Source organism: Streptomyces celluloflavus, from assembly GCA_000720995.1.
Lineage (GTDB): Bacteria > Actinomycetota > Actinomycetes > Streptomycetales > Streptomycetaceae > Streptomyces > Streptomyces celluloflavus.
In genome coordinates this window covers 1-878 of record JOEL01000127.1, presented here as the reverse complement: position 1 = coordinate 878, position 878 = coordinate 1, and the positions used below count along the sequence as shown (strand labels likewise).

Here is an 878-nt window from a genome sequence, read left to right as displayed (position 1 = left end):
AGAGGATGTCTCACGTGGTGATGCTGTGAGGTGCGGCATCATGGCTGTTTGTGGGTGTCGATCTGTCGCAACGGCTGGTTCCTGATGGTCTGTGGGAACTGGTCGTCCCGTTGCTGCCGCCGTTCAAGTCCCGTCCGCAGGGCGGCGGGACCGCTCCGCGTGATGAGCGGGGCGTGTTCACGGCGGTCGTGTACGTCCTGACCAGTGGATGTGCCTGGCGGCATCTGCCCGAGACGTTCGGTGTGTCGCCGGCCACCGCGCATCGCAGGTTCGCCGTGTGGACGAAGGCCGGCCTGTGGCGCCGGCTGCACCGGGCGGTCTTGGACGAGCTCGGCGCCCGGGGCGAGCTGGACTGGACCTCGGCCATCGCCGATGCCGCCTCGATACGGGCAAAAAGGGGGGCACGCTGACCGGGCCGAACCCGGTCGATCGTGGCAAGAAGGGCAGCAAACTGCACGTGCTGTCCGAGGCCCAGGGCATCCCGCTCGCCGTCGCCGTGTCCGCCGCGAACACCAACGACACCCTGGCCCTGAAACCGCTGATCCGCGGGATCCCCGCCATCCGTTCCCGGCGAGGGCCGCGCAGACGCCGTCCGCTCAAGCTCCGCGCGGACAAAGCCTACTTCTCCGCCGAACACCTCGCCTGGCTCCGCGAGCGCGGGATCGTCCCGCGCATCGCACGCCCCGGGATCGAATCGAGCGAACGGCTCGGCCGACACCGCTGGAAGATCGAGCGGACCATTGCCTGGCTCTTCGGCTACCGCCGCCTCACCGTTCGATACGAGCGAAACGGCTCCCACTTTCTCGCCTTCCTCGGCCTCGCAGCCGCCCTCACCTGCTACAAGACGCTCGCAAAACTCACCACGTGAGACATCCTCT

General features: G+C 67.9%; 1 protein-coding gene. It reads left to right on the top strand.

The features are described 5' to 3' along the window. Window positions 1–62: 62 nt before the first annotated feature. A protein-coding gene (locus IH09_RS38645) for an IS5 family transposase (RefSeq protein WP_404827321.1) occupies window positions 63–868 on the top strand; the annotation gives its coding sequence in 2 pieces (ribosomal slippage) (window positions 63–390 and window positions 390–868; 807 coding nt in all). Window positions 869–878: the final 10 nt, after the last annotated feature.